Here is a 23,508-nt window from a genome sequence, read left to right on the forward strand (position 1 = left end):
GTGCGTCGCGTAACCGGCAAGCAGGTCGTCGACCTGACCGCGGAGCAGTTCACCGAACTCCGCGCCCAGTACACCTCGGTCCTGCTCGACGTCGGCACCGGCGACGGCAAACATCCGCTGCACCTGGCCCGCAAGCACCCGGACCAGCTGGTCATCGGCCTGGACGCGGCGCCGGACAACTTCCGCAAGACCGCGGGCAAGGCCGCGGCCAAACCGGCCAAGGGCGGGCTGGCCAACCTGGTCTACCTCTGGCACGCCGCCGAGGCGCTGCCGCCCGAACTGCGGGATATCGACGAACTGCACGTGCTGATGCCCTGGGGCAGCCTGCTGCGCGGCGTGCTGGACACCGAGGGCGCGCTGCTGCGGCAGCTGGCCGCCTGCTGCCGCCCCGGCGCGGACTTCCTGGTCACGCTGAACCTGCACGCCTGGCGCCCGCCGGTGCCCGAGGTCGGCGAGACCGCCGAGCCCACCCCGGAATCGGCCACCGAGGTGCTGGCCAAGGCCTACGCCACCGCGGGCTGGCAGCTCGAAGCCGCCAAGTACCTCACCCCGGAGGAGATCGCCGGGCTGGCCACCTCCTGGACCCGCAGGCTCAACTCCTCCCGCGACCAGCTCGACGTGCTCGCGCTGCGCGGCAAGATCGCCTAAACGGACACCGGACAGCGCACCGAGGTCCGGTTCACCAGCACCGTGCCCACCCCGTAGATCCCGCCGGTGGCCAGGTGCCGGGCCGCGACCGTGCACACGATCTGGTTGACCGCCCACGAGTTCAGCGGCAGCAGAGAGCCGTCGGCGCCGTGCACCTCCACCTCGACCGTGTTGCGCTCGGTCACCGTGGCGCTCAGCTCGCCGACCCCGTTGCCCGGCAGCGCGGTGGACAGGCCGCGCGGATCGTCCTCGGTGATCCCGTTGAACAGCTCGCGCAACGCGGTGTTGTAGTCGCCCAGCTTGCCGATCTTGCGGACCACCGGGGTCGGCCGGTTGCCCTGCAGGAAGTACAGCGTCGGTCCCTCGGCGAGCCCGCGCGGACCGTCGCCGCCGCTCAACGGCGGGGTCGGCCGCACCCCGCACCCGGCCAGCAGCGCCAGCGCCGCCAGCACCGCGGTCAGCCGCTTCACCACGGACCACCCTCCTCGAACGCCTGCGCCTCGATCCCCCTGGCCAGCCTGGGCAGCCGCAGGGTGAACCGGGCCCCGCCGTGCGGCGCGTTGGCCGCCTCGATCGTGCCGTAGTGCAGTTGCGCGTTCTCCCAGGCGATCGCCAGCCCAAGGCCGCTGCCCTCGGAGCGGGCCCGCGCCGAGTCGGCCTTGTAGAAGCGGGCGAACACCTGCGGCAGCACCGCTTCCGGCAGTCCTGGCCCGTGGTCGGTCACGCTGAACTCGATCCACTGTGGACTCGCGGTCAGCGTGGCCACCACCGGCGGCTGACCGTGCCGCAGCGCGTTGCCCACCAGGTTGGCCACGATCACGTCCAGCCTGCGCGCGTCCAGCTTGGTCAGCACGCCCTCGGGCAGCTCGGTGCGCACCGAGTCGATCCAGCCGCGGGCGCGCAGCGTGTTGCGCACCGCCTCGGCCACGTCCACCTCAGTCAGCACCAGCCTGGCCGCGCCCGCGTCGAACCGGGAGATCTCGATCAGATCCTCCACCAGCCGGGCCAGCTTGCGGGTCTCCTGCCCGACCAGCCGGGCCGCGATCTGGGCGTCCCCCGGCAGGTTCGCCGACTCCTCGTCCAGCACATCGGTCACCGCGGTCATCGCGGCCAGCGGGGTGCGCAGCTCGTGCGAGACATCGGCGACGAACCGGCGCGCGTCCGCCTCCATCCGCTGCAACCCGGTCACCGTGCGGTCCAGCGCGGCCGCGGTGTCGTTGAAGGTGTGCGCGAGATCGGCCAGCTCGTCCGAGCCCTTGACCTCCAGCCGCGCGCCCAGGTCGCCACCGGCCAGCCGCCGGGTGGCCCCGCGCAGCTCGCGCACCGGCCGCAGCACCCCGCGCGCGGCCAGCAGCGCCAGCAGCGCGGCCAGCGGCAGCGCCAGCAGACTGGTCTGCCACGCGCTGTTGGCCAGCGCGCTGATCTGCTGCGCGGGCCCGGACAGGTCCCGGAGCAGGTAGATCTCCATGCCGGTCGGGCTTGGTTCCTCGCCCGCCTTCTTGGTCATCACCGGCATGCCCACGAAGAACACCGTGCCGTTGCCGCCGGGGGTCTGGCCGCGCTGGAACATCACGATGCCCCGGTCCCGCACCGCGGCCCGCAACTCGCCGGGGAAGTCCGCCAGCCGGTACCCCTGCGGGCGGGAGGTCATGTTCTGGTAGGTCACCACCACGGCGCCGCCGGGCAGCCTGGTGGAGATCTGGTCCAGGGTGGTCTGGGTCGGCGGGAAGCTGATCTCCGGCGCGAGCTGGTTCACCGCGGTCCTGGCGTTGTCCATGATCTGGTTCTGGGCGTAGCTGAGCACGGTGGTGCGGGCCGAGACGTAACTGGCCCCGGCCGCGGCGGCCGCGCCGAGTGCGGCGATGGCCAGGAAGGCGAACACCAGCCGGGCGCGCAGCCCGCGGGCCCATACCGGCAGCGAGTCCAGCAGCCTGCTCATACCGGGCCGAACCGGTAGCCGAAACCGCGCACGGTCTGCACGTACACCGGGCTGGCCGGCCGGTCCTCGATCTTGGCCCGCAACCGCTGCACGCACGCGTCCACCAGCCGCGAGTCACCCAGGTAGTCGTGCTCCCAGACCGCCTGCAGCAGCTGCTGGCGGCTGAACACCTGCCCCGGCGAGGCGGACAGTTCCAGCAGCAGCCGCAGCTCGGTCGGGGTCAGCCCGACCTGCCGGCTGTCCTTGGCCACCACCAGCGCCTGCCGGTCGATCTCCAGCGCTCCGTGCCGCTCCTTGGCGATCTGCTCGCTCGCCCCGCGCCGCAGCACCGCCCGGATCCGCGCGTCCAGCACCCGCGGCTGCACCGGCTTGACCACGTAGTCGTCGGCCCCGGCCTCCAGCCCGCCGACGATGTCCATGTCATCGCTGCGCGCGGTCAGCATGATGATCGGCACCTCGCCGCCCGCCCTGATCCGGCGGCACACCTCGAACCCGTCGATGCCGGGCAGCATCAGGTCCAGCACCACGATGTCCGGGGCCTGCGCGCGCCACGCGTCCAGGCCCAGCTCGCCGGTGGCCGCCGCGTCCACGGTGTAGCCCTGCCGCCGCAGGGCCAGTTGCAGGCCCTCGCGCACGGCATGGTCGTCCTCGATCAACAGCACCCTCGGCATGGCACCGATTATCGAGGTCGCCGACCCTGCCCGCCGACCTGGCGGGCTGGCTGTAGCAGAACCATGACAAGGCGCGGACCAGCCGTGGACATCCGCGGCCGACCGTTAGTGGCATGCGCAACCAGACCCCTTACCTGGACGCGCCCACCACACCGATCCAGGTGCCCGGAACCAAGCCACGTCGCCGGTTCCGGGCCTGGAGCGGAGTGGCTGGGCTCAGCCTGACCCTGCTGCTGGTCACCGGCTTCGTCATCTACGGCCTGCCCTCGCCGGAGAACCCCGGCGGCCAGCTCTTCGGCGGCCTCACCGGCGGCACGAGCGCGAACACCCGGGCCGGCGGGACCACCGGCCCGTCCTGCACCTTCCCGCCGCAGCAGGCCGAACGCCTGGAGGTGCCCAGCGAGCTGGAGCCGGACCGGCTGCAGCCGAAGATGCGGGACGCCTTCCAGCAGGCCCGCTGCGCGGCCAAACAGGACGGGGTGGAGATCCTGGTCAAATCGGCCAAGCGCACCGCGGCCGAGCAGCGCAGGCTGTACCGGCAGGAGATCAAGAACCGCGGCTCGGAGGCGGAGGCCCGCAAGTGGGTGCTGCCGCCGGAGGAGTCCGCGCACGTCAAGGGCACCGCGGTGGACGTGAAGCCGCAGTCCGGCGCGAAGTGGCTGGAGCAGAACGGCAACCAGTGGGGCCTGTGCCGCACCATCGACCGCGAGTGGTGGCACTTCGAGTACGACCAGGACTGGGTGGGCAAGAGCTGCCCGGCCCCGCGCTAGGCCCGGCGACCCTGACCGCGGACCAGCCTGGCCACCTCCTGCCGCACCGGCTCGAAGCCGCTGCCCGCGAAGGCATTGCCGGGGCACTGGGTGGCCACCCAGTCCCGGTGCCTGGCCAGCACCGGACCGTCGTAGCGCTGCCCGTCCTCCACGTTGTGGTAGTTCAGCCGGGCCAGCGGGTCCAGCCCGCAGAGCAGGCTCAGCGCGGCCAGCGTCCTGGTCAGGGTGCCCACCGCGCGCGGATCGGGCTGCCCGCCGGTGAAGTCGCCGAGCAGGCAGATCCCGATGTTGCCCGGGTTGTGGCCGCGCACGTGCCCCGCGGTCACCGTCTCCGCGCTGCCATTGACCGGCGGCTGCCGGAACACCGCCGGTCCGCCGGTGTGCCTGCCCTGGTAGAGCGTGCCCTCGGGGTCGATCACCAGGTGGTAGCCGATATCGCCCCAGCCCTTGGCCACGGTGTGGCCGTGGTAGATCGAGCGCACCGCCGCGGCCCGGTCCGCGCCGACGCCGATCGCCGAGTGGTGCACGGTCAGGCACTGCACCGGGCTGAACGTGGCCGGCCAGACCTCGCCCTGCTGGCCGAAGCGCAGCTTCTCGTCCGCGCCCCACTCCACCCTGGTGCGCAGCCGCACGGCCAGCTCCGGCCGTCCCGGCGCGGCGAGTTCGGCAGGCGGTTGCCTGCTCCCGGCCCAGGCCGGACCGGCGCCGGTGAGCACCGCCCCGGCCACCCCCGCCAGGCCCGTCAGTAGTGCACGGCGCGTAGTCATGGCCACCTCCTGAATCGCAGCGTAATTAGTTGACCACGCAGCGAAATAGGGCACAAACTAGGCCGAATGATCTAGCAACGCTGCGCCGATCGTTCGCCTGGAGACAAGTAGACCGATGGGTCGGTTTTGTCCTCCAAACGAGTGACGACGATCGGCGGGAAGTGCAGGTTCCAACGTCAGAATCCCCGGCGGAACGCGACTACCTTCATAGGTGGCGTCACGATCGAGTGTGAGGCGACTCCAAGAAGGCAAGACGTCGAAAGGGGACCGCCGTGGATCCAGTGACACTGCGTGCACGAGCCGCCGGGGTGCGCGCACGAGTCGGCGCTTACCGGGTCGCCCAGATCGATGCCGTTCCGCTCTTCCAGCACGGGGTCGCCGCGGTGCTCGGCCGCGACCCGCGGGTGCAGTGGGTCGGCGCGGCCAGTTCCCCCGGCAGCGCGGTGCAGCTCTGCCGCGCCGCCCAACCGAACGTGTTGCTGATCGACTGCGAACTGGACCCCGGCGCGCACCTGTGCCGGATGCTGACCGGCATGCAGCCCAGTCTGGTGGTGATGACCCTGTTCCGCCCCGGCCAGCGGGCCGCGGGCGAGGTGGAGATCGCCCGCCGCGCGGGCGCCAAAGGCTTCCTGCCGCGCGAACTGGACCCGGCCCGGCTCCCGGAGGCGATCTGCCAGGCGGTGGAGCTGGGGCTGTACGTGGACCCCGCGCTGACCGCGCTGCTCACCCCCGGCCGGGTCATCGGCGCGCAACGCGGCTCCGGGCCTGCGCTGTCCAAGCGGGAGTTCGAGGTGCTGCGGCTGATCGCGGACGGGCTGACCGCGAAGAACATCGCGCATCGCCTGGAGGTCTCCGAGGAGACGGTGAAGACCCATGTCCGGCGGATGCTGCGCAAGCTCGACGCGCGGGACCGGGCGCACGCGGTGGCGCTGGCTTACCAGGCCGGGCTGCTCGGGGAAGCGGCCGCGGCCGATGAGGTGGTGCGGTTGATGCCGGTGACCAGGGCGGTCGCGGCGCGCTGAGGCTCGGGATGCTCAGCGCGCCCTGCTGAGCTGGGTTCAGTGCGCCTGCTGGCGGAACTCCCAGTCGAGGCGCTGCATGACCCACTCCTGGGCCAGGGCCATCGGGGAGGTCTGGCGCTGCGCGGCCAGTTCGCGGAGCTGCTCGTTGGCGATCAGGCTCAGGCGGAGCTGGTGCACCTCGGCGTTGCCGAAGCGGCGGCCGGTGGCCGTGGTCTCGACGTCGGCCTCGGGGGCCAGCGCGGCGAGGTAGTTGTCGAGCTCCGCGTCGGGAGCGAGCAGTTCGGTCTCGGCTGCCGGAGCCGGGCGATGACGGCCGTTCTTCGATCGACTGAGAAGCACGGCAGACACGGTAACGAACCGGTGTCGAGGATACGAGACCTGTGACCTACACGTCAGTGTGTAACACCGCGAACGGGCTATTGACATGGAGAGGCCCCCGCGCCAGGGGGAGGAGCACGGGGGCCGGAGGGGATCTCCACAGGCGCTGACCGGGGGTGTGTCAGCAAAGTGATTGTTGCATGCTCACTCGTCGGTGCCCAGGGATGTCGTGGAACTTTTTTGTTTAAGTCCTGTACTTATTCACCAAAACGACGTTATGAACATCGGGTGACCGAGTTTGTGCACAGTGTGGATTAAAACCGATCTCACTCGGCCCAAGACCGGAATCGGCGCAAGCGCAAGCTGTTTGTGACCACGAACACACTAGAGAACGCCATGGCCGCACCGGCCAGCATTGGGTTGAGTACCCCGGCCGCGGCCAGCGGCAAACCTGCCACGTTGTAGGCGAAGGCCCAGAAGAGATTGCCCTTGATGGTGCCGAGGGTGCGCCGGGACAGCCGGATCGCGTCCGCGGCCACCCGCAGGTCCCCGCGCACCAGGGTCAGATCGCCGGCCTCGATGGCCACATCGGTGCCGGTGCCCAAGGACAGCCCCAGGTCGGCGGCTGCCAGCGCGGGCGCGTCGTTCACCCCGTCGCCGACCATGGCCACCACCCGGCCCTCGCCCTGCAGCCTGCGCACCGCGGCCACCTTGTCCGCCGGCATGACCTCGGCGATCACATCCGCCGCCGGGATGCCCACCTCCGCGGCCACCGCGGCGGCCACCGTGGCGTTGTCCCCGGTCAACAGCACCGGCCGCAGCCCGAGCTGACGCAACCGGCGCACCGCCTCGGCACTGGTCGGCTTCACCGTGTCCGAGACCATCAGCAGCCCGGCGGCCACCCCGTCCACCGCGGCCGCGACCACCGTGCGCCCGGACCCCTCGGCCACCCGCACCGCCTCGGCCAGCTCCGCGGTCAGCTCGACCCCGCGCTCGGCCAGCAACCGCGGCCGACCGACCACGACTGCCCGCCCGGACACCGTTCCCTGCACACCGAGGCCTTCGTTGTTGCCGAATTCGGCCACCGCGGGCAGCTCGCCCACCTCCTTAGCCGCGCCGTCGGCGATGGCCCGTGCGATCGGGTGCTCCGAGGCCGCTTCCACCGCCCCGGCCAGCCGCAACAGCTCGGCCCGATCCACGCCCTCGGCCGGGACCACCCCGGCCAGCGTCATCACGCCGGTGGTCACCGTGCCGGTCTTGTCCAGCACGATGGTGTCGACCCGGCGGGTGGACTCCAGCACCTCCGGCCCCTTGACCAGGATGCCGAGCTGCGCGCCCCGCCCGGTGCCGACCAGCAGCGCGGTCGGTGTGGCCAGCCCTAGCGCGCACGGGCAGGCGATCACCAGCACGGCCACCGCCGCGGTCAGCGCGAAGGAAGTGGTGGCGCCCCACAACAACCAGAAGGCCAGCGTGGCCGCCGCGATCACCAGCACCACCGGCACGAACACCGCGGAGACCCGGTCGGCCAGCCGCTGCACCTGCGCCTTGCCCGCCTGGGCCGCTTCGACCAGCCGGGCCATCTGGGCGAGCTGGGTGTCCGCGCCGACCCGGCTGGCCCGGACAATCAGCCGCCCGCCCGCGTTCACCGTGCCACCGGCCACCGCCGTGCCCGGCCCGACCTCCTCGGGCACCGACTCCCCGGTCAGCATCGACCGGTCCAGCGCCGAGGTGCCCTCCTCGACCACGCCGTCGGTGGCCACCTTCTCGCCCGGCCGCACCACGAAGAGCGTGCCCACGGTCAGCGCGTCCACCGGGATCCGCCGCTCCCTGCCGTCCGCCAGCACCGCGACATCCTTGGCGCCCAAGGCAAGCAGCGCCCGCCGCGCCGCGCCGCTGCGCCGTTTGGAGCGGGCCTCCAGCCAGCGGCCCAGCAGCAGGAACATGGTCACGCCCGCGGCGACCTCAAGGTAGATGTCCGCGGTGCTGGACTCCCGTGGCAGCAGGCTGAACTCGTGCACCATGCCCGGCATCCCGGCCCCGCCCCAGATCAGCGCGTACACCGACCACAGGTAGGCCACCGCGACACCCATCGAGACCAGGGTGTCCATCGTGGTCGCGCCGTGCCGCAGGTTCACCGCGGCGGTGCGGTGGAACGGCCAGCCGCACACCAGCACCACCGGCGAGGACAGCGCCAGCGCGACCCACTGCCAGAACGGGAACTGCAACGCCGGAATCATCGAAAGCAGGATGACCGGCAGGCCGAGCAGCGCGGCGATCACGAAGCGCGCCTTGAGATCCTCGGCTCGCTCGTCGGTGTCTTCATCGTCCACAATGGACTGTTTGGCCGGTTGCGGCGGGGTCGCGGTGTACCCGGCGGTCTCCACCGCCGACACCAGCGTGCCGACGTCCAGGCCGTCCGGGTAGGACACGGTGGCCCGCTCGGTGGCGAAGTTGACCGTGGCGGTCACGCCGTCGAGCTTGTTCAGCTTGCGTTCGACCCGCCCGGCACAGGCCGCACAGGTCATCCCGCCGATGGCCAGCTCGATCCGCCGGCCGGCCTCCGTGGTCGTCACAACCGCTCCCCTCCGCCTCGCCTGCAAGTTGGTCAGCTGGTGAGCTGGTAACCGGCCTCGGTCACCGCGGCCTTGACCTCCTCCGCGCTCAGCTCGCGCTCGCTGGTCACGGTCACCGCGCCGGTGGGCAGGTCCACCGCGACGCCGGTGACCCCGGTGACCTCGGACAGCTCCTCGGTGACCGAGCTGACGCAGTGCTGGCAGGTCATGCCGGTGACGGTGTAGGTGGCGCTGACGGACATGAGTGCTCCTCGTTCAGGTTCAGGGGAAACGGGACCCGCTCACGACTACGGATCCCGGCAGCAGGGCGTTCGGACAGGACGTGCGGTCAGGACTTGACCAGGCGCGCGATCGCCTCAGCGGCCTCGCGGACCTTGGCCTGGGCCGCCTCGTCACTGGTGCGCGCGGCCTCCACGACACAGCCGGCCATGTGCTCCTCGAGCAGTTCGAGGGCGAAGGCCTGTAGTGCCCTGGTCGCGGCCGAGACCTGGGTCAGCACGTCGATGCAGTAGGTGTCGTCGTCGACCATCCGCTGCAGTCCGCGGACCTGCCCCTCGACTCGACGGAGTCGGCGCAGGTGGGCGTCCTTGCGTTTGCTGTACGGGTGGCTGTGCTCCTCGGCCATGCTGTGAGCATACCCCTAGGGGGTAGGGGTAAATGCCAGAGAGGTGGCCTGGCTCACAGAACGCTTGTCCTGTCAAGAGACAGATTGCCAACCGTTGATTACACAGGGTTCTTGATGAATCACTCGGCGGGGGGCTGTGAGCGAGGAAACCAGTGGCTAGCCTGCCTGCGAAGCCAACGTCGGGGAGGCGCCATGCACGGGTCGCTCGAGGTGCGGAAGTACCTGTGGGAACAGGACGACACGGTTGCCAAGGGCAGTGGAGTGCCGCTGCCGCGGAACGGAGAGCCATCCCGGATCTCCGCGGAACAGGTGCACAGGGCGCGCATGGCCGTGGCGCGTGGCGCTTTAGACGCCGAGGACTGCCGCATGCTGCTTGACATGCTGGGACTGGTGCCCAGTGAGGAGGACGGCATCCCGCCGGTGCGGCGGTAGCGCCTGGGCGCGACAAACGATTGGGCCGGTGCGGGACGTGGCCGCGGAAGCCACGCCCCGCACCCCCGAGACGCACACCCCCCGGCGCCCGCCTCGGGCTGCCGCGGCAAAACATACCGAGCGGTCGGCTGGTCCGGCAATGAATCAGTTTCATGGTGTCGCGGACAGCACAGGGTGATGGCCTTTCACCCGGTGGTAGGACCGCTGTGCGGAATCCCGTTGAAGAGGTAACTTGCGGTGCCGCCAGTGATCACGGAGCCGCCATGCCCACGCAGCCAAGAGCCCAGGTCACCCGAGAGTCGATCATGGTCGCCGCCGCGTCGGAGTTCGACCGGCTCGGCTATGCCGCCGTCTCGCTCAGCCTCATCCTGGAACGCTGCGGCGTGTCCAAGGGGGCCTTCTACTTCCACTTCCCGTCCAAGATCGCCCTGGCCGCGGCCATCATGGAGTCCGAACAGGCACTGTGGCCGGAGCTGACCCGCCGCTGGGACGAACGCGGCCTGGACGCCCTGCGCACGCTGATCGGCTCCACCACCCAGGCGGTCGAGATGATCTCCGGCGACCCCATTGTGCGCGCGGGAGTCCGCCTCTCCACCGACCCCGAAGTGCACGCTTCCGGACTGCGCCCGCAGTACCTGAACTGGGAATCCCTGCTGACCGTGCTGGCCGAACGGGCCAAGGACGAGGGACTGCTCCGCCCCGGTGTCGATCCGGTGGAGGTGGCGCGGGTGCTCAACGCCGTGTTCGCTGGGAACCGGGAGATCGCCGCGGCCCTGACCGGGTACGCGGACTACGTCGCCCGGATGGACCAGGCGTGGCGGGTGCTGCTGCCTGGTATCGCCACTGATGAGTGGCTGACCCAATGGCGAACCGCCTCCGCGGGAGGCGGCTGAGGAGGCAACACGTGACCAGTCCGGTCGAGGTCGCCGAGGCGACCCGGAAACCGCTGGTGAAGCTGGGCGGAGTGTTCATGACCTCGCCCCAGATGAACGCGCACACCAAGGCCCTTGAACTGCCCAGGGGCGGTCTGTACTTCCGCGGCCGGTCCGCGGTGCTGGGCGATCCGTCCTCCACCGTGGTCGCCGAGCTGTACGGCATCTTCCCGAAGTGGCTGATGCACGCGGTGATCCCGCAGGTCACCCAGCTGCTGCCGGCCACGGCCGCGGTGGCCGAGTTCTCCGCGGCCTGCTGGGAGTGGGGCCGCGAGGCGCTGGCCGAGGTCCCGGACGCCGCCCGCACCGCCGAACTGCTGTTCCAGATCAGCGACGGCGCGGACGCCGGCAACCTGCCGTTGTTCGCCGGCTGGCGGGAGGCCCCGCGCCCCGAGGACACCCCGGCCCGGCTGGCGCACGCGCTCAACCTGGTGCGCGAGTACCGCGGCGGCCTGCACTTCGGTGCGCTGCGTGCCTGCGGCATCGGCATCGCCGAGGCGCTGGCGGTCAACCCGGAGAGCGGCAAGCAGATCATGACCAGGCTGGCCTGGCAGGAGGAGGAGGCCGACGCGCTGATCGCGCGCACCGAGGCCAACCCCGACCTGCCCCGCCGCTGGCGCCAGGCCGAGGAGCTGACCGACAACGCGATGGGCCGGACCCTGGCCGACACGCTGTCCGAGGCGGAGCTGGTCGAGTTCTGCGAGCTGATGCGGGCACTGCCGACCCCATGACCGGGCGGATGGGGCAGTGGCGGAACTCACAGGGGTTCGGCTGCCGCTGCTCCATCCGGGTAAGTGGGCTCGGATGGGTGACTTCGGCAGGTCGGGCGGGGGCGTCTTGATCGCCGGATGCGCTGGCTCGGTGAGCGTTTTCCCTGGTGGCGAGCTTTCTGGACCCCCGTTTTGGAACTTCGGCCCCCCGTGCCCTAAGCTATCCATGCTCCCAACGGAAAGCCGTTGAGGGTGCAGGAGAACTTCTGATTCACTGGAGTCAGAAACATCCGGCCCCCATCGTCTAGTGGCCTAGGACGCCGCCCTTTCAAGGCGGTAGCGCGGGTTCGAATCCCGTTGGGGGTACGCAGTACAGCACGATGCAAGGCCCAGTGGCGCAGTTGGTTAGCGCGTCGCCCTGTCACGGCGAAGGTCGCGGGTTCGAGTCCCGTCTGGGTCGCAAAAGGGGTTCGCTCCGTGGAGCGGGCCCCTTTCGGCCAGGTAGCTCAGTTGGTACGAGCGACCGCCTGAAAAGCGGTAGGTCGGCGGTTCGACCCCGCCCCTGGCCACCGAAATGGGATCCCCCTGCTCATCCCCGAGCTGGGGGATTTCGCTTTTTTCGGTGGCATCCGACCCGGGGGGCCGAGCCCCCCGGACCCCCACGTGGCGGTTGGCTCTGAACCAGCGTGGTTGCGTGGGTGGCGGTGTGTTGTGGGGTTATCCACAGGTTGTCCACAGGTGTTAACGCTTAACTGGGGTTGGTTAACTGTTAACCCTCCCTTGCGTTGGGTGTCACGTTCTAGCTTTGGGTTCCCTGCTTTGGAAGGAACCTGATGAAGGCGTTTATTCCTGCGGTACTACTTTCGTTGGTATTTCCTGCCAGTGCTTCTGCTGAGGCTGGTGATGTTGTTGGGAAGTGGATTGATCCGGGGTCTGGGCAGCTGGTTACTTCTGTTTATGGGGAGGGGGCTGCTGAGCGGGTTCGGCAGACTGGGGCTCGGGTTCAGGTTGTTTCGCGTAGTCGGGCTGAGCTGGATGGGATTGTTCAGCGGGTTGGTTCGATTGCTGCTGGGCCGACCGGGGTTACCTCTTGGGGGATTGATCCGGTTAGTGCGCAGGTGGTGGTTCGGACTGTGGCTGCGGCTAGCGCTGATGTGGTGGCGCGGATCCGGGGGTTTGGGGAGGCTGTGCGGGTTGTGGTGGATGCGTCCGCGCCTGTGCAGCAGGGTGGGGAGGTTCGGACGGGGAACCCGTGGTGGCCGGGGAGTGAGAGCAACTGCTCGGTGGGGTTCGGAGCTGCTGATGCCAGTGGGGCAAGCATTTCCTGACCGCTGGGCACTGCACGAACGATGCTAATCAGGCTGCTTTTGGGCAGTCTGGGCAGCAGAATCGGGTTGGTACGTCGAACGTTGGTGGGTCCCGTAGCGTTAATGCGCGTGAAGGGGACATGGGGGTTGTTGCGGTTACGGAGGCCGGGTGGGGGCTTTCTGCCTCGGTTAATACCTGGGGTGGGGCTGCTGTGACGGTGGCTGGGTTTGTTGAGCCGGTGGTGGGGCAGAGTACTTGTCACTCGGGGAATACTTCCAAGTGGCAGTGTGGGCGGGTTACTGCGGTTAATCAGACGATTAACTATGGGAACGTGGTTATTGAGGGGTTGGCCACGACCACTGCCTGCTCCAAGGGTGGGGACTCTGGTGGGGGGTGGCTGGTTGGGGACAAGGCTGTGGGGTTGCACTCGGGTGGGCAGTCGTCTTGTGAGCCGGGGGGAGCGGACAACCAGTCGATCTTTCAGCCGGTGGGTGAGGCGTTGAAGAAGTGGGGGCTGACGTTGGTGACCGGGGATCCGGGTGGGGACACCGAGGCGCCCTCGGTGCCGGGGAACCCGCGGGCTACCGGGGTCACTGCCGCTTCGGTGGCGTTGGGGTGGGATGCGGCCACTGACAACGTTGGGGTGACTGGGTACGACGTGTACCGGGGGGAGGAGGTTGTGGCCAGTTCCGCGGGGACTTCGGTGAGTGTTGGCGGGTTGGCCGCTGATACGGAGTACTCGTTTGTGGTGCGGGCTCGGGATGCTGCCGGGAACCGGTCTGGGGCCAGTGCGGTGGTGACGGCTCGTACCGCGAAGGGGGATGCGGGGGCTCGGACCTTCAGCAATGGCAACGCTTTTGCGATTCGGGACTTTGCGGTGGCGGTGAGTCCGGTGCGGTCCACTGCTTCGGGGAGTGCGGTTGTGCCGGTGACTGTGGTGGTGGATGCGGTGCACAGCTGCCAGGAGGATCTGAACATCAATCTGGTGGGGCCGTCTGGGCGGTACTACTCGTTGCAGCGTTCTGGGGGCTTTGAGTGCCACGCGTTCCCCGGGAGCCGGACCTTCACGGTGCGGACCAGTGAGTTGGCTGGGGGGAACTGGACGCTGCGGATTGGGGACAACGGGCCTGGGGATGTGGGCACGTTGAACAGTTGGTCTGTGACTGTGTGAGTTGGGTGGGGCGTTCCGGTTGGGGCGCCCCACTTTTTTATGGCCAGGTCCAGTGGAAGCCGTAGGTGCCGGGGCCGAAATCTGTTGCCACGCCGTGGATTGAGGAGAGTTCGTCCAGGTGGACCTGTTCGGTGTGGTGGGTGGTTTTGGTGGTGGTGTGGCGGGTGATGGTGGCTGGGGGGCAGCTGGGGTGGAAGCGGATTTCCAGGACGTATTCGCGTACTGGTAGGCGGAATTTGCGTTCGTAGTTGGTGGCGGTGGGGTGCGGGGCGTGGTTGGTCAGTTCGTGTTCGGTGATGATGGTTTCGTTGCGTTGCAAGGGTTTGGGGAAGAGGAGTTCGGCTGCGAGCAGGCCGTTCTTGGGGTTGGTGGTTTGTCTGCCCAGGGTGCAGTGGCGGAGGGGTTTCACTTCGGGGAGGGGGTGGTTGTGTTCGTCCAGGTGGAGGATGACCACCCAGCGGTCGGGGCCGTCGGCGTTGGCTTTGAGGACCTGGCGGGAGATGAAGGAGAGTTCTTCGCGGTGGGGGCCGATGTGGATGGTGTCGTGCTGGCTCAGGCGGGTCAGGCGGGCGTCCCAGGTGGTGTCGATGTCGCTGACTGCTTCCTCGACCTCGGTGGGGGCCGGCCAGAAGGCGCCGATCTCGGGGAGTTCGGGGACTCGGTGCAGGCCGCGGGGGCGTGGCGGGCCGAGCAGGGCGGTCAGGGCTCCTGGGGGGACGGCCAGGACCTCTTCCAGGTGGTGCAGGGCGGTCAGGGACTCGTGGCGTTCTGGGCGGCTGCGGCCGGACTGCCAGTAGCTCAGGGTGGCCGCGGAGATGGTGACGCCTCTGGTGCGCAGGTGTTCGCGGATGCGGTGCAGGCCAAGGCCGCGGCGGGCGATGGCCGCGCGCAGGGCGGTGGCGAACGGGTCCGGGGTCGGCTCCGGCGGCATGGTCGGAGGGTAGGACCTCAGAAGCGGGGGAACCAGTCGTCGTCGAAATGCACCACGACCAGGCTCTGGTCGTCGTGGCGCTTCGGGCGCGGCCACTTGCGGCCGTCCGGATCGGACTCCTCGGCCTTGCGCACCGCGTCCAGCACCGTGTGCAGGCCGTCCTGCACCGCCTGGTCGTAGAGCGCGGTCCAGTCGGTGAACACGCCGTAGTCCTCCACCCCGCAGGACACGCCGTCGCTGGCCATCACCACCGCCTGCACCTGGTCCCGCATCCAGTGCGCGCGCATCGCCTGCTTGGCCGCGACCGGATCGGCCTCGGCCACCCAGAAACCGCCCTCGCGGTTGCGCCACTGGCCCACCTCGGTGGCCGATTCGCGCAGTGCGTCCACGTGCGCGCCGGAGAAGCCGGCGCCGTCACGGAGCTGTTCGCGGTAGCCGGTGCGCCGGGGCACGGACAGGTTCGCCAGCCGGGTGTCGTTGAGCACGTGCACATCGCCGACGGTGAAGGCCACCACCGGGCTGTCCGCCAGCACCAGGGCGTCCACTCGCTCCTCGTCCCAGCGCAGCAGGGCCACCGTGCTGGAGGGCGCCTTGCCCGGTTCCAGGTCGTGGTCGGTGGCCACCTGACTGATGCAGGCGGCCAGCAGCTCCACCAGGTCGATGTCGGGCTGGGCGGTGAGCTGCCTGCGCAGCCGGTCGCCGAGCCGCTCGGCGTACCAGCCGCCGGTGTGCCGTCCCGGCTCCAGCCGGGTCGCGCCGTCCAGGAGCACCACCGCGTTCGGCAGGACCACGATGCGGTCCTCGCTCTCGGCGAAACCGCCGGTGAGGTGGACCCCTGCTCGCTCCGCCATCTCGATCGCCGGCACGATCGGGACAGTAATGCGAAAACCCGGGAAAGCCTGCTACTGGGCCGTTTTCCACTCAGCCGGAGTACGCAGTGCCACGAACGGCACAAAGAACTGGGCAAGTGGCCCAATGGTGATCGCGTACAGCAGGGTGCCGATGCCGATCGTGCCACCCAGGAAGAAGCCCAGCACCAGTACCGCGATCTCGATCCCGGTGCGCACCAGGCGGATTGACCAGCCGGTCCGCGCGCACAGGCCGGTCATCAGCCCATCGCGTGGGCCGGGACCGAGGCGGGCGCCGATGTAGGCGGCGGTGGCCAGGCCGTTGAGCACGATCGCGGTCACCAGGAAGATCCCGCGCAGCCACCAGGAACCGGCCGCGGGCAGCAGGAACAGGGTGGCGTCCACCGCGACCGCGATCAGCACCACGTTGGCCACCGTGCCGATGCCCGGCCGCTGCCGCAGCGGGATCCAGCCCAGCAGCACGATCACCCCGGTGATCGCGGTGATGGTGCCGAAGCTGAGCGGGATGTGCCGGGTCAGGCCCTCGTGCAGCACGTCCCACGGGTCAAGGCCGAGCCCGGACCTGATCATCAGCGCCATGCTCGCGCCGTAGAGCAGCAGCCCGGCCAGCAGCTGGGTGAGCCGCCGGAGCGGCCGCAAGCGGACCGGGAGCGGGTGCAGGGGGACTGTCGGGGACGCCATGCCGCCATCCTGTGCGGGGATTGGCCTTTACTTCGAGGGCCAAAGTGGAAAAATTGGCCCACATGAGTCAGGCATTGCCCGCCGGTGGCCGGATCTCCGCGCCGCACCTCGCCGATCTGCTCGGCTGCTGGCGCAACGGTCCGCACCGCGCCCAGTCCGCCGATCTGGCCGCCGCACTGCGGTTGCTGGTGCTGGAGGGGCGGCTGCCGGTGGGCACCCGGCTGCCCGCGGAACGCGAACTGGCCCAGGCGCTCGACCTCAGCCGCACCACGGTCACCGCGATGCTGGACCGGCTGCGCGAACAGGACCTGATCGCCAGCCGCCGGGGCGCCGGCTCCTGGATCACCCTGCCCGGCCGGCCGGTGGCGCGGGAGGGATTCTGCCCGCTGCCGGAAGCCGAGGCGATCAACCTGGCCCAGGCCACCCCGGCCGCGCCCGCCGAGCTGGCCGCCGCGGTGGACGCGGCCCGGCTGCGGCTGCCCGAATACCTGAGCGGACCCGGGTACGCGCCAATGGGCCTGTTGCCGCTGCGCGAACGCATCGCCGAGCGCTACACCCGGCGCGGCCTGCCCACCGGCCCGGACCAGGTCATGATCACCAGCGGCGCGCAGCACGCGCTCGCGCTGACCCTGCGGCTGCTGGTCATGCCGGGACAGCGGGTGCTGGTGGAGAACCCGACCTATCCCAACGCGGTGGACGCCATCCGGGCCGCGCACGCCCAGCCGGTGCCGGTCGCGCTGGCCCCCGATGGCTGGGACCTGCCCGGCATCGAGGCCACCCTGCGCCAGGGCGCGCCCCGGCTGGCCTACCTGATGCCGGACTTCCAGAACCCGACCGGTCTGCGGCTGGACGCCGAGGGCCGGGAGCAGCTGGCCGCCACGTTGCGCCGGACCCGGACGCTGGCGCTGGTCGATGAGACCCTGGCCGAGCTGGACCTGGACGGCGACCCGCTGACCGGGCCACCGCCGCTGGCCGCCTTCGCCGAGCAGCAGGTGATCACCGCGGGCTCGGCCTCGAAAATGCTCTGGGGCGGGCTGCGCCTGGGCTGGCTGCGGGCGCCGGTCGAACTGGCCCAGCAACTCGCCGGGGTGCGGGCCTCGATCGACCTCGGCTCCTCGGTGCTGGACCAGCTGGTGCTGACCGAGCTGCTCACCGATCCGGAACCGCTGCTGGCCCGCCGCCGTGCCCAGTTCGCCGCGGCCAGGGACACCATGATCGCCGCGTTGAGTGAGCAGCTGCCCGCCTGGCGGATCCGCAGGCCGGGTGGCGGGCTGAGCCTGTGGTGCGGGCTGGACGGGCCGATCAGTACCCGGCTGGCCGCCGCCGCGGTCAACCACGGACTGCACCTGGTGCCGGGCTCCCGCTTCGGCGTGCACGGCGGGCTGGAGCGGTGGCTGCGGCTGTCCTTCGCCCAGGACCCGGCGGTGCTGACCGAGGCGGTGCACCGGCTGACCCGGGCCGCGGCCACCCTCACCGGGACCGGCGCTGACCTGGTCGCAGTGACCTGACCTGGACAAATAAGGAGCCCCGGTACCGCGGGGGCAACGCGGTACCGGGGCTGCGCACCCAACACGGCCGGGCGCGGTCGGCCGGTTGGGAGTTCAGGGGCGTGTCCACAGGACGCTGGCCGACTCGGTCGGCGTTGCTCGGAAAGTCCGGCAACCGCGGCGACGAATGGCCGATCACTGGATCACGCGGGAGGTTGTTCCTGCTCAACGCAGGTGCGGCGGAAAAGCCGCGCCGGGAATGCCGCTCGGATGGCGCAAGCCGTCACAGGCTGTGCACGCACACCGATGGCGTAAGACCGACCTCGGTCAGTCGGGCGAGGTGGGCGGCAGGCCCGGGGTGTTGTGCGGCGAACCCGCGGTGCGCGGGCGCTCGACGGTCACCAGGCTCGGCTTGGGCAGTTGCGGCAGCGGAGCGGTGATCAGCGCGGTGGCGCCACGGGCGCCACCGTTGTCCGAGGCCGTGCCACCCAGCGAGGCCGAGGACGGCGCGTGCGGGGTCGGCTGGCGATGATCCGGACCGGTGGGCAGGTCCGGGAAGTCCTGGTGCTCGGCCCGGTCGGTGCTCGGCTGCGGCACGACCTTGCCGATGGCCTGCCGCACCGTGGTCACGGTGCGGGCGGCCACGGTGGGCGCAGGTTCGGCCGGGGGCGGTGCCACTTCGGGCTCGACCACCGGTGGCGGCGCGGGCAGCTCGGCCGGCGGCGGGACCGGTTTTGGCTGGCGGAACGCGCTGGCCGTGCCCTCGGCGGACTTCGGCGTGCGGATCGTCCTGATCGACGCCGGGGCCGCGCCCTCGTCCTCGGGTATCGGCTGGACCTCGGCGGAGCCGGTGGTGGCCAGGCTGCCGCCCTTGGCGTCCAGGCCGTCGTCCTCGGCGACCAGCGTGGTCAGCGCGGTGGACGGGCGGCCCAGTTTGGCGTTGAGCCGTTCGGTGATGCGTGCGCCGAGGCCACCGGCCCGCGCGACGGCATCCGTCTTGGCCGGCTCCTGGAACTCCGAATCGGTCGACGGGCTCAGAACGTCCACGCGGGCCGGTGACTCGTCGGCATTGGCGGCGACAGCTCCGGCCAGCCAGGCGGCCGCAGCCAGGCCACCGGCAATGGCCAGCCGGACGGCAGCGGGGCGCAGCCTCTCTCCCCAGCTGCGCACCGCCCCGGCGCTGGTCACCGTCACCACCACCTACCGATCACCGGATGACTGAACGAAAGACACGTGCGTCAACCATGGTTGGCCCGTTTGGCGGGATGCGCGAGCGTACTGGCGGGTTTCCACCCGGAGGTGGGTCGTGTTGCTCCGGACGTGCGCGAAACGATCACCCTGCGTCGATAATTCCAGGTGGGGAAGCGGTTTCCTCGGCTGGTGAACTGGGGCGAGGTCACACTCGGCGAGGGTCGTTCAGGCGGGTGAGCGTTGTCACGCCTTCGGGCGGCTGACGGATCCGCCACAGCTCCAGCCGCTTCCAACTGCCGACGGGTCGCCGGAGGCAGGGGAGCGCAGATGGACGAGGAATGGCAACGGCTGGTCGGCCGCTACGCGCGGCTGGTGTGGGCGGTGGCCCGCTCGCACCGGCTCACCGACCAGGAGGCGGCTGACGTCAGCCAGACCACCTGGCTGAAACTGGCCGAACGCCGGGGCGAGCTGACACTCCCGCACCGCGTGCAGGCCTGGCTGGTCACCACCGCCCGCCGGGAATCCCTGCGGGCGCTGGCCGCCCGCAGGCGCGAGCGCTGCCTGGACCTGGAGACGCTGGGCCGGGTCGCGCACCTGGACCGCTTCCGCGCGCCGGACCCCGCGGACCTGGTCATCGCGGGCGATCGGGCGGGCAGGCTGTGGCGGGCCTTCGCCCGGATGCCGTTGCGGTGCAGGCAGTTGCTGTGGATCGCGGCCTACGCGCCGGACCTCAGCTACGTCCGGGTCGCCGAGTTGCTGGGCATGCCGGTCGGCAGCATCGGCCCGACCAGGGGCAGGTGCCTGGCCGCGTTGCGCCGTCGGCTGGTCGGCGAACTGGGGGCGGCGGGATGACCGACGACGAGCTGTTCGCGGAGCTGACCGAGGTCGTGGCGAGCACGGATCCGTTGCCGCCGCCGGTGCTGGCCGCGGCTGCCGCGGCGGGTGCGGTGACCGCGCCGCGCGGGATCCGGCTGCACGAGGTCGATCCCGCGCCGGGCATGCGCGGCGACGACCTGATCATGTTGTGCGCCTACGGCGTCACGGTCCGGGTGGAACTGGGCGAGGCGGTGACCGGCGTCGTCACCGGAACAGGTGGCGTGGTCGAGCTGCGCACTCCGGGTGGTTCCTGGTTCGCCGAGATCGACCCGGCGGGCCGGTTCACCGTCGAGGGGCTGCCGAGGGGGCCGGTGAGCCTGCGGGTGCACGGCGCGGCGCTGCTGGTCGGGGGGTGGATGACGTGGTGAGCCTGGTTGATCGAGCCGCCACGGAACCGGAGGCGGTCCTGCGCGAGGCGGTGGCCGCGCTGGCGAGTGCCAGGGGCGCGGAGCGGGTGACACTGCGGCTGGCGGCCGCGCTGGCGCACGTCGAACTCGGCGAGCCCGCACCGGCGGCCCGGCATGCCCACCTGGCCCTGGCCGCGGCGGAACGGGCTGGGCTCAGTGGCTTGGCGGGGTCGGTGCGGCTGGTCAGGGCCTGGCTCGCGGTGGACCGGGGACGGCCGCGGGCGGCACTGGCCGAGCTGGACCGGGCTCGTGGGCTTGCCGGGGTGGAGCTGGCGAAGGCCCGGTGCCTGCGTGGCGCGGCGTACTTCGCGTTGCGGGAACCGGCGGCGGCTGAGCTGAACGCCGCGGTGGCCGGATTGGCCGAGCAGCCGAGGTGGCTGGCGAACGCGTTGATCGTGCGGGGCGCGGATGCCTGTTATCGAGGGCAGGCAGCGCGTGGGCGGGCTGATTTTGCCGCTGCGGAAGGGATTCTGGCGGGGCTCGGGCTGCGCGAGCGGGCCGCGGTGTGTGTGCACAACCAGGGGTTCGCGGCCTTGCGGAGTGGGGATTCCGTTGCGGCGCTGCGGTTGTTCGACGCGGCGGAGCGGGCGGGGGCGGATCCGTTGCGGCATCCGGAGATGCTGCTGGACCGGGCGGAGGCGTTGGCGCCGGCGGAGGCGGCGCCGGTGTTGCGGCGGGCGATCGTGTTGCTCCGGGCGGCGGGGAAGGAGCGGAAGCTGGCCGAGGCGATGGTGGCGCTGGCGCGATGTTCGTTGCGGGGCAAGGAGTTTGGCGCGGCGGCGGATGCGGCTCGGGAGGCGGTGGAGTTGTTCCGGCGGCAGCGGCGGCCGGGCTGGGCGGCCTTGGCGAGGGCACTGGGGCTGCACGCCACACTGCTGAGCGGCACTGGCGGAAGCCCGGGGGAGGCAGGCCGGTGCGCCGACCGGTGCGCCCGAGCCGGGTGGCCGATGGAGGCCGACGAGCTGCGGCTGGTGGCTGGCCGGATCGCGCTGCAGGACGGTCGGGAAGCTTTGGGGCGCAGGCTGTTGGGGCAGATCCACGGACGGGCTACCCGATGGCGGGCGCGGGCGGAACTCGCCAAGGGTGGGGAGGTGCTCCGGGTGTGTCGGCGCGGCTTGACCGCGCGGTGGGATCAGGAACTGGCCGAGGTCGGGCTGGGGGCTGCCTTGGCCGGTGGGGATGCGGCGACGGTGCTGCGCTGGGCGCGGCGGTGCCGGGGCGATGAGCTGGCCGGGCCCGGTGTGCTGGAGTACTTCGTGCACGAGAACCGGGTCTGGGTCGGGTACCGGGGGCGGGTGCACCGGTTGGCCGAGGTGGCGGAGGTGCGGCAGGAGGTGGCCGGGCTGCGGTTGGGCGGTGGGTCGGTCGAGCGGCTGGAACGGTTGTTGTTGCCTGCGGCGGGGACCGGGCCGGTCCGGGTGCTCGCGCCGGTGGAGTTGGCCGGGGTGCCGTGGAACGGGCTGCCGTCGCTGGCAGGGCGGGCGGTCTCGGTGCTGCCACCCGGGTGGCAGCCGGTCGAGGGTGCGGCGGGGGCGCCGGTGTGGGTGGCGGGGCCGGGATTGCCGGGGGCGGTGGCCGAGGTCCGGGCGTTGCACCGGCGGTTTGGCGGGCGGTTGCTGGCCGGGGCTCAGGCGACCGTGGTACGGACGGTGCGGGCCGTGGCGGGGGCCGGGCTGGTGCATGTGGCGGCGCATGGGCGGCAGGGTGGGTGGCTGGAGTTGGCCGATGGGCGGGTGCGGGTGGCCGAGTTGCTGCCGCGGGCCGCGGGGACGGTGGTGTTGTCGGCCTGCGGGGTCGGGCGGGCGCTGGGGTGGGCGCGCGGGGTGGTGGTGGCGAGTGTGCTGGAGGTCGCCGACGCCGGGACCGGGGCGATGATGCTGGCGCTGCACGAGCGGTTGCGGCGGGAACCCCCGGCGGCCGCGCTGGCCGCGGTGCAGCGGGTGCACGGGCACCGGGGGTTCGTCTGTGTTGGTCAGGCGGTCAGTTTGCCCAGGCGGAGCAGGGCCTCGTCGAGTACCTCGTCCCGTTTGCAGTAGGCGAAGCGGACCAGGTGGCGGGCGGTGGCCGGGTCGTCGCAGAAGACCTGGACCGGGATCGCGGCCACGCCGATGCGTTCGGGCAGTTCGCGGCAGAGGGTGGCGCCGTCCTCGAAGCCCAGCGGGCGGACGTCGGTGCAGATGAAGTAGGTGCCTTCGCTGGGCAGGACCTTGAAACCGGCGCCTGCCAGGCCCTCGGCCAGCCGATCGCGTTTGCGCTGCAGGTCCTGGCGGAGGGATTCCACCCAGGGCAGCTCGGTGCGCAGCGCGTGCGCGACCGCGGGCTGGAACGGGGCGCCGCCGACGAAGGTGATGAACTGCTTGGCCGCCCGGACCGCGGCGATCAGCTCCTTCGGGCCGCACACCCAGCCGATCTTCCAGCCGGTGGCGTTGAAGGTCTTGCCGCAGCTGGAGATGGTCAGGGTGCGTTCGGCCATGCCGGGGAGGGTGCCGATGGGGTGGTGCTGCCTGCCGTCGTAGAGCAGGTGCTCGTAGACCTCGTCGGAGATCACCAGGAAGTCGTGCCGCTGGGCCAGTTCGGCGATCTCGGCCAGTTCGGCGTCGGTGAGCACGGTGCCGGTGGGGTTGTGCGGGGTGTTGAGCAGCAGCGCCTTGGTCTTGGGGCCGGCGGCGGCGCGCAGGGCCTCGACGTCCAGGGTGAAGCGGCCGGTGTCCGGGTCGGGGCGCAGCGCGACCGCGCGGCGCACGCCGCCGGCCATGGCCACCGAGGCGGCGTAGGAGTCGTAGTAGGGCTCGATCAGGATGACCTCGTCGCCCGGTTCGACCAGGGCGATCAGGCTGGCCGCGATGGCTTCGGTGGCGCCGACGGTGACCAGGATCTCGGTGTCCTGGTCGAACTGCTGGCCGTACTGGCCTGCGCGGTGCTCGGCGATGGCCGCGCGCAGTTCGGGGCGGCCGGGGCCGGGCGGGTACTGGTTGATCCCGTCCGCGATCGCCTGCTGGGCGGCGGCGAGCATCGAGGCGGGGCCGTCGGTGTCCGGGAAACCCTGACCCAGGTTGACCGCGCCGGTGCGCTGCGCCAACGCCGTCATCTCAGCGAAGATCGTCGAGGTGAACGGCTGGAGCCGGGAGACGAGAGCGGGAATGGTCACGTCAGAGATCCTGCAACTTCACCGGGCTGGGC

The 23,508-nt window shown here is 71.0% G+C and carries 25 protein-coding genes and 3 tRNA genes; 15 read left to right on the forward strand and 13 right to left on the reverse strand.

What is annotated here, in order from left to right:
* Window positions 1-648 (forward strand): 16S rRNA (adenine(1408)-N(1))-methyltransferase KamB, encoded by a 648-nt coding sequence (gene kamB, locus MZC64_RS02060; protein WP_247755383.1) that lies wholly within the window; start codon window positions 1-3, stop codon window positions 646-648.
* Here the strand turns inward: kamB and MZC64_RS02065 are convergent.
* From MZC64_RS02065 to MZC64_RS02075, 3 genes are read right to left on the reverse strand one after another with little or no spacing between them, the layout of a single operon-like run.
* The gene (locus MZC64_RS02065; protein WP_247755384.1) at window positions 645-1,121 is read right to left on the reverse strand and encodes a hypothetical protein; all 477 of its coding nucleotides are present in this window, start codon (window positions 1,119-1,121) and stop codon (window positions 645-647) included. The genes kamB and MZC64_RS02065 overlap by 4 nt on opposite strands.
* Complete coding sequence (locus tag MZC64_RS02070) at window positions 1,115-2,587, reverse strand: HAMP domain-containing sensor histidine kinase (protein ID WP_247755385.1); 1,473 nt, start codon at window positions 2,585-2,587, stop codon at window positions 1,115-1,117. Before MZC64_RS02070 ends, MZC64_RS02065 begins: the two co-directional genes overlap by 7 nt.
* Window positions 2,584-3,258 carry a response regulator transcription factor gene (locus tag MZC64_RS02075; RefSeq protein WP_247755386.1) on the reverse strand — a complete coding sequence of 225 codons (675 nt, stop codon included), beginning with the start codon at window positions 3,256-3,258 and terminating at the stop codon, window positions 2,584-2,586. The genes MZC64_RS02070 and MZC64_RS02075 overlap by 4 nt, the downstream gene beginning before the upstream one ends.
* Window positions 3,259-3,371: 113 nt before the next feature.
* Between MZC64_RS02075 and MZC64_RS02080 the strand changes: the two genes are divergently transcribed.
* Complete coding sequence (locus MZC64_RS02080) at window positions 3,372-4,028, forward strand: M15 family metallopeptidase (RefSeq protein ID WP_247755387.1); 657 nt, start codon at window positions 3,372-3,374, stop codon at window positions 4,026-4,028.
* Here the strand turns inward: MZC64_RS02080 and MZC64_RS02085 are convergent.
* Entirely contained in the window at window positions 4,025-4,795 is a 771-nt protein-coding gene (locus MZC64_RS02085) for a peptidoglycan recognition family protein (RefSeq protein WP_247755388.1), read from the reverse strand. The genes MZC64_RS02080 and MZC64_RS02085 overlap by 4 nt on opposite strands.
* A 272-nt stretch (window positions 4,796-5,067) precedes the next feature.
* On the opposite strand from MZC64_RS02085, the gene MZC64_RS48500 reads away from it, so the two are divergent.
* Complete coding sequence (locus MZC64_RS48500; protein WP_247755389.1) at window positions 5,068-5,817, forward strand: response regulator transcription factor; 750 nt, start codon at window positions 5,068-5,070, stop codon at window positions 5,815-5,817.
* A 36-nt stretch (window positions 5,818-5,853) separates the two neighbouring features.
* Here MZC64_RS48500 and MZC64_RS02095 read toward each other — a convergent pair whose 3' ends face one another.
* The 4 genes from MZC64_RS02095 to MZC64_RS02110 form a co-directional block, all read right to left on the reverse strand.
* Complete coding sequence (locus MZC64_RS02095; RefSeq protein ID WP_247755390.1) at window positions 5,854-6,156, reverse strand: hypothetical protein; 303 nt, start codon at window positions 6,154-6,156, stop codon at window positions 5,854-5,856.
* 305 nt (window positions 6,157-6,461) lie between these two features.
* A complete protein-coding gene (locus MZC64_RS02100; protein WP_247756206.1) occupies window positions 6,462-8,660 on the reverse strand; it encodes a heavy metal translocating P-type ATPase in 2,199 nt (732 codons plus the stop codon).
* Window positions 8,661-8,740: 80 nt separating this feature from the next.
* Entirely contained in the window at window positions 8,741-8,950 is a 210-nt protein-coding gene (locus MZC64_RS02105; RefSeq protein ID WP_247755391.1) for a heavy-metal-associated domain-containing protein, read from the reverse strand.
* A gap of 86 nt (window positions 8,951-9,036) precedes the next feature.
* The gene (locus tag MZC64_RS02110) at window positions 9,037-9,333 is read right to left on the reverse strand and encodes a metal-sensitive transcriptional regulator (protein WP_185000665.1); all 297 of its coding nucleotides are present in this window, start codon (window positions 9,331-9,333) and stop codon (window positions 9,037-9,039) included.
* Between the two features lie 192 nt (window positions 9,334-9,525).
* Here MZC64_RS02110 and MZC64_RS02115 point away from each other — a divergent pair, with 192 nt between their 5' ends.
* From MZC64_RS02115 to MZC64_RS48505, 8 genes are all read left to right on the forward strand, one after another.
* Window positions 9,526-9,765: a hypothetical protein gene (locus tag MZC64_RS02115; RefSeq protein ID WP_246492451.1), complete on the forward strand. Its 240-nt coding sequence runs from the start codon at window positions 9,526-9,528 to the stop codon at window positions 9,763-9,765.
* Between the two features lie 263 nt (window positions 9,766-10,028).
* A complete protein-coding gene (locus tag MZC64_RS02120) occupies window positions 10,029-10,658 on the forward strand; it encodes a ScbR family autoregulator-binding transcription factor (RefSeq protein ID WP_247755392.1) in 630 nt (209 codons plus the stop codon).
* 11 nt (window positions 10,659-10,669) lie between these two features.
* Window positions 10,670-11,428, forward strand: coding sequence for a hypothetical protein (locus MZC64_RS02125; protein WP_247755393.1), 759 nt, complete (start codon window positions 10,670-10,672; stop codon window positions 11,426-11,428).
* A gap of 272 nt (window positions 11,429-11,700) precedes the next feature.
* Window positions 11,701-11,773 (forward strand) — tRNA-Glu (locus tag MZC64_RS02130).
* Window positions 11,774-11,793: 20 nt separating this feature from the next.
* Window positions 11,794-11,867: transfer RNA gene (locus MZC64_RS02135), tRNA-Asp, on the forward strand.
* Between the two features lie 35 nt (window positions 11,868-11,902).
* A tRNA-Phe gene (locus tag MZC64_RS02140) sits at window positions 11,903-11,976 on the forward strand.
* A gap of 264 nt (window positions 11,977-12,240) precedes the next feature.
* Entirely contained in the window at window positions 12,241-12,735 is a 495-nt protein-coding gene (locus MZC64_RS49065) for an alpha-lytic protease prodomain-containing protein (protein WP_374205597.1), read from the forward strand.
* 584 nt (window positions 12,736-13,319) lie between these two features.
* Entirely contained in the window at window positions 13,320-13,886 is a 567-nt protein-coding gene (locus MZC64_RS48505; RefSeq protein ID WP_247756208.1) for a proprotein convertase P-domain-containing protein, read from the forward strand.
* A 37-nt stretch (window positions 13,887-13,923) separates the two neighbouring features.
* On the opposite strand, the gene MZC64_RS02150 is transcribed toward MZC64_RS48505, so the two are convergent.
* The 3 genes from MZC64_RS02150 to MZC64_RS02160 are packed head-to-tail and all read right to left on the reverse strand — an operon-like array spanning window position 13,924 to window position 16,367.
* Complete coding sequence (locus MZC64_RS02150) at window positions 13,924-14,817, reverse strand: XRE family transcriptional regulator (protein ID WP_247755394.1); 894 nt, start codon at window positions 14,815-14,817, stop codon at window positions 13,924-13,926.
* A 17-nt stretch (window positions 14,818-14,834) separates the two neighbouring features.
* Window positions 14,835-15,683 (reverse strand): protein phosphatase 2C domain-containing protein, encoded by an 849-nt coding sequence (locus MZC64_RS02155; RefSeq protein WP_247755395.1) that lies wholly within the window; start codon window positions 15,681-15,683, stop codon window positions 14,835-14,837.
* Between the two features lie 36 nt (window positions 15,684-15,719).
* The gene (locus tag MZC64_RS02160) at window positions 15,720-16,367 is read right to left on the reverse strand and encodes a YitT family protein (RefSeq protein ID WP_247755396.1); all 648 of its coding nucleotides are present in this window, start codon (window positions 16,365-16,367) and stop codon (window positions 15,720-15,722) included.
* Between the two features lie 62 nt (window positions 16,368-16,429).
* Between MZC64_RS02160 and MZC64_RS02165 the strand changes: the two genes are divergently transcribed.
* Window positions 16,430-17,875 carry a PLP-dependent aminotransferase family protein gene (locus MZC64_RS02165; RefSeq protein ID WP_247755397.1) on the forward strand — a complete coding sequence of 482 codons (1,446 nt, stop codon included), beginning with the start codon at window positions 16,430-16,432 and terminating at the stop codon, window positions 17,873-17,875.
* A 306-nt stretch (window positions 17,876-18,181) separates the two neighbouring features.
* Here the strand turns inward: MZC64_RS02165 and MZC64_RS02170 are convergent, their stop codons facing one another.
* Window positions 18,182-19,042, reverse strand: a complete 861-nt coding sequence (locus MZC64_RS02170) for a hypothetical protein (RefSeq protein ID WP_247755398.1) — start codon at window positions 19,040-19,042, stop codon at window positions 18,182-18,184.
* Window positions 19,043-19,372: 330 nt separating this feature from the next.
* Between MZC64_RS02170 and MZC64_RS02175 the strand changes: the two genes are divergently transcribed.
* The 3 genes from MZC64_RS02175 to MZC64_RS47520 are packed head-to-tail and all read left to right on the forward strand — an operon-like array spanning window position 19,373 to window position 22,364.
* Window positions 19,373-19,897: an RNA polymerase sigma factor gene (locus MZC64_RS02175; protein ID WP_247755399.1), complete on the forward strand. Its 525-nt coding sequence runs from the start codon at window positions 19,373-19,375 to the stop codon at window positions 19,895-19,897.
* Window positions 19,894-20,289 carry a hypothetical protein gene (locus MZC64_RS02180; RefSeq protein ID WP_247755400.1) on the forward strand — a complete coding sequence of 132 codons (396 nt, stop codon included), beginning with the start codon at window positions 19,894-19,896 and terminating at the stop codon, window positions 20,287-20,289. The genes MZC64_RS02175 and MZC64_RS02180 overlap by 4 nt, the downstream gene beginning before the upstream one ends.
* Window positions 20,286-22,364, forward strand: a complete 2,079-nt coding sequence (locus MZC64_RS47520; protein WP_308300947.1) for a CHAT domain-containing protein — start codon at window positions 20,286-20,288, stop codon at window positions 22,362-22,364. The genes MZC64_RS02180 and MZC64_RS47520 overlap by 4 nt, the downstream gene beginning before the upstream one ends.
* On the opposite strand, the gene MZC64_RS02190 is transcribed toward MZC64_RS47520, so the two are convergent.
* Window positions 22,301-23,476 carry a pyridoxal phosphate-dependent aminotransferase gene (locus MZC64_RS02190; protein ID WP_247755401.1) on the reverse strand — a complete coding sequence of 392 codons (1,176 nt, stop codon included), beginning with the start codon at window positions 23,474-23,476 and terminating at the stop codon, window positions 22,301-22,303. The two genes, MZC64_RS47520 and MZC64_RS02190, sit on opposite strands and share 64 nt — an antisense overlap.
* Window positions 23,477-23,508 lie beyond the last annotated feature (32 nt).

The sequence above is a fragment of the Crossiella sp. S99.2 genome, from assembly GCF_023094165.1.
Classification (GTDB): Bacteria; Actinomycetota; Actinomycetes; order Mycobacteriales; family Pseudonocardiaceae; genus Crossiella.